Origin of the sequence: Paraburkholderia sp. (genome assembly GCF_034668105.1) — a bacterium.
Taxonomy (GTDB): domain Bacteria; phylum Pseudomonadota; class Gammaproteobacteria; order Burkholderiales; family Burkholderiaceae; genus Paraburkholderia.
On the sequence record NZ_JAXDPY010000321.1, the window covers coordinates 1 to 3,568 of the forward strand.

Sequence of the window (3,568 nt, forward strand, 5' to 3'; positions counted from 1 at the left end):
GCACGGAAGTGCGGCCGCGCTCGTTGATGTAGGAGAACGGGATCTCCTGCTTGCCCGAACCGAACAGCAGAATCTTGCGGACTTTCTCCGGCAGGTCTTCGACGGCCGTGTCGATGTCGAACTCGTAGAACGCCGCGAGACTTTGCAGCATCTGGAAGTAGAACTGGTTGCGCCGGTCCCAGCCCTTCACCGCCCCTGCCGCGAGCGACAGCGACGGATGCGCGACCACCCGCTTCGGATCGAAGAAGGTGATCTGCCCCAGGCCGTCGCATTCCGGGCACGCGCCCATCGGGTTGTTGAACGAGAAGAGGCGCGGCTCCAGCTCCTGCAGCGAATACGAGCAGATCGGGCAGGCGAACCTGGAGCTGAACAGATGCTCCTTGTCCGTATCCATTTCCAGCGCGATGGCGCGACCGTCGGCGAGACGCAGTGCCGTTTCGAACGATTCGGCCAGACGCTGCTTCATATCGCCGCGGACCTTCAGACGATCGACGACGACGTCGATCGTGTGCTTGTCGTTTTTCTTGAGCTTCGGCAGTGAATCGACTTCATAGATCTTCGCGACGCCTTCGTTCGCGGTGCCGCCGCCCGAGCGCACCCGGAAGCGGATGAAACCCTGCGCCTGCATCTCTTCGAACAGCTCGACGTGCTCGCCCTTGCGGTTCGCCACCACCGGCGCGAGGATCATCAGCTTCGTCTCTTCCGGCAGGGCGAGCGCCGCGTCGACCATCTGCGAGACGCTTTGGGCTTCCAGCGCAATTTCATGGTCCGGACAATACGGCGTGCCGACGCGCGCGAACAGCAGCCGCAGATAGTCGTGAATTTCGGTGACGGTGCCGACCGTGGAGCGCGGATTGTGCGAAGTCGCTTTCTGTTCGATCGAGATCGCCGGCGATAGGCCTTCGATCAGATCGACGTCCGGCTTTTCCATCAATTGCAGGAATTGGCGGGCATAAGCGGAAAGACTTTCGACGTAGCGACGCTGTCCTTCCGCGTAGAGCGTATCGAACGCCAGCGACGATTTGCCCGAGCCGGACAGGCCCGTAATCACGACGAGCTTGTGACGTGGGAGGTCGAGATTGACGTTCTTCAGGTTGTGGGTGCGAGCCCCACGAATACGGATTTGTTCCACGCGTTATTCCAAGACTTGGCCCGTGACCTGGCGGAAAGAGGAAGAGGCTAAACCTGCTACTATAACGACTTTTCAAGACCGCCGTTACGGCTTCCTGACAGCCTGAAAAAGGCGCCAGGCAAGCTGTAAGGCAGCGGTCCAGCGCCGTGGGGAAGAGGTCTAACTGGGGCCGTTTTCCGCGAGTACAAGGCGCCGCGGATTCCTGGCGAGTGTGCAGCAAGACCGCCAGGCCGAATGCCGCGTCATGTGTTTCACGCTATCCAGCCGTCCCGTGGCAAGCCGCCTGGTTTTTGGCCGTCCTGCCGGGAAGGCCCGCCCGTGGTGTGCCGTCCAGCGATAGGCCGCCCAGCTCATTCAACCAACGTTTCCGATGTCCAATCCGTCCGCTACATCCTCACGCATGAGCGCGCCTGAAATGCGCGCGACCGTGTCGCTTGCCGCCATTTTCGCGCTGCGCATGCTCGGTCTGTTCATGATCATGCCGGTGTTCTCGATCTACGCGAAGACCATCCCCGGCGGCGACAACGTGCTGCTGGTGGGGATCGCGCTCGGCGCGTACGGCGTGACGCAGTCGATGCTGTACATCTTTTACGGCTGGGTCTCCGACAAAATTGGCCGCAAGCCGGTCATTGCGACTGGCCTTCTGATCTTCGCGCTCGGCAGCTTCGTCGCGGCAGGCGCGCACGACATGACGTGGATCATCGTCGGCCGGGTGATTCAGGGCATGGGCGCGGTGTCGTCCGCGGTGATCGCGTTTATCGCCGACCTCACCTCCGAAGAGCATCGCACCAAGGCGATGGCGATGGTTGGCGGCAGCATCGGCATTTCGTTCGCGGTGGCGATCGTCGGCGCGCCGATCGTGTTCCAGTGGGTCGGCATGAGCGGCTTGTTCACGCTGGTCGGCATCTTCTCGATTCTGGCGGTCGGCCTCGTGCTGTGGGTCGTGCCTGATGCGCCCAAACCGGTGCACGTGCGCGCGCCATTCGCCGAGGTGCTGCATAACGTCGAACTGCTGCGTCTGAACTTCGGCGTGCTGGTGCTGCATGCCACGCAAACGGCGTTGTTCCTCGTCGTGCCGCGCATTCTCGAAGCCGGCGGCCTGCCGGTCGCGTCGCACTGGAAGGTGTATTTGCCGGTGATGGGACTTTCGTTCGTGATGATGGTCCCGGCGATCATTGCCGCCGAAAAGCGCGGGAAAATGAAAATCGTGCTGCTGTCCGCGATCGGTCTTATCCTGATCGGACAGTTGTTGTTGGGCGTCGCACCGCATACGATTCTGAGTGTGGCGGCGATCCTCTTTGTCTACTTTCTCGGCTTCAATATTCTCGAGGCGTCGCAGCCTTCGCTGGTGTCGAAACTGGCGCCGGGCACCCGCAAGGGCGCGGCGGCCGGCGTGTACAACACCACGCAGTCCATCGGTCTTGCGCTGGGCGGCGTGGTCGGCGGCTGGCTGTTGAAAGTGGATGGACAGAGCGCCGTGTTCTTTACGTGTTCTGGCCTGGTCTTTTGCTGGCTTATAATCGCCGCACAGATGAAACAGCCGCCGCGCAAAGCGTAAAAAGGCTCACTCAGAACTCACCAGGCGGCGGGCTGAGGCGCAGTTCCGGTCTCCGGCCCGCTGGCTTGAGACGTGAATCGTGCATCGCCGTGCCGCCCGCAACGGAATCAACAGGAGAAACTCATGGCATCCGTGAACAAGGTCATTCTCGTCGGCAATCTCGGAGCCGATCCGGAAGTCCGTTATCTTCCGAGCGGCGACGCAGTGGCGAACATCCGCCTTGCGACGACGGATCGGTACAAGGACAAGGCATCCGGCGAAATGAAGGAAGCCACCGAATGGCACCGCGTGTCGTTCTTCGGCCGGCTTGCTGAAATCGTGTCGGAATATCTGAAGAAAGGCTCGTCGGTGTACCTGGAAGGGCGCATCCGCACCCGCAAGTGGCAGGCTCAGGACGGCACCGACCGTTATTCGACCGAAATCGTCGCCGAGCAGATGCAAATGCTGGGTGGCCGTGGCGGCGCAATGGGCGGCGGTGGCGATGAAGGCGGTTACAGCCGCGGTGAGCCGTCGGAGCGTAGCGGTGGCGGCGGCGGCCGTGCGGTCTCGGGCGGTGGTGCTTCGCGTGGCGGTAGCGGCGGCGGCGGTGGTTCGAGCCGTCCGAGCGCGCCGGCCGGCGGCGGCTTTGATGAGATGGATGACGATATTCCGTTCTAACGCCTGGCGTTAAATCTGTGAGTGCGAAAACCCCGCTTTTGAGCGGGGTTTTTTATGGGCCACGAGCAAGTCGGCCGCCTAGGTTGACGGCGCCAGGCGGTGCCGTTTACACAGAGTTTCCTTCGATATTCAGCCTATCGGTACGCTACCGGACAGCGTTTTTCTGCCACCGAGGGTAAACCTTCCAGCATGGTCCAGCGTGCCTCAGCGGCATGTTTGCG

Annotated in this window: 2 protein-coding genes and 1 pseudogene; 2 read left to right on the forward strand and 1 reads right to left on the reverse strand. The window is 61.8% G+C overall.

What is annotated here, in order from left to right; genetic code table 11:
• Window positions 1–1,132, reverse strand: a pseudogene (locus QOC89_RS14720) (excinuclease ABC subunit UvrA); the annotation flags it as partial.
• Between the two features lie 370 nt (window positions 1,133–1,502).
• Between QOC89_RS14720 and QOC89_RS14725 the strand changes: the two are divergent.
• Together QOC89_RS14725 and QOC89_RS14730 are read left to right on the forward strand one after the other, a co-directional pair.
• Complete coding sequence (locus QOC89_RS14725) at window positions 1,503–2,690, forward strand: MFS transporter (RefSeq protein WP_323045677.1); 1,188 nt, start codon at window positions 1,503–1,505, stop codon at window positions 2,688–2,690.
• Between the two features lie 123 nt (window positions 2,691–2,813).
• The gene (locus QOC89_RS14730) at window positions 2,814–3,347 is read left to right on the forward strand and encodes a single-stranded DNA-binding protein (RefSeq protein ID WP_323045678.1); all 534 of its coding nucleotides are present in this window, start codon (window positions 2,814–2,816) and stop codon (window positions 3,345–3,347) included.
• Window positions 3,348–3,568: the final 221 nt, after the last annotated feature.

Bases quoted from the DNA above. Each gene is read 5' to 3' on its own strand.
- QOC89_RS14725 (WP_323045677.1), top strand. From the start codon at position 1,503: ATGTCCAATCCGTCCGCTACATCCTCACGCATGAGCGCGCCTGAAATG.
- QOC89_RS14730 (WP_323045678.1), top strand. From the start codon at position 2,814: ATGGCATCCGTGAACAAGGTCATTCTCGTCGGCAATCTCGGAGCCGAT.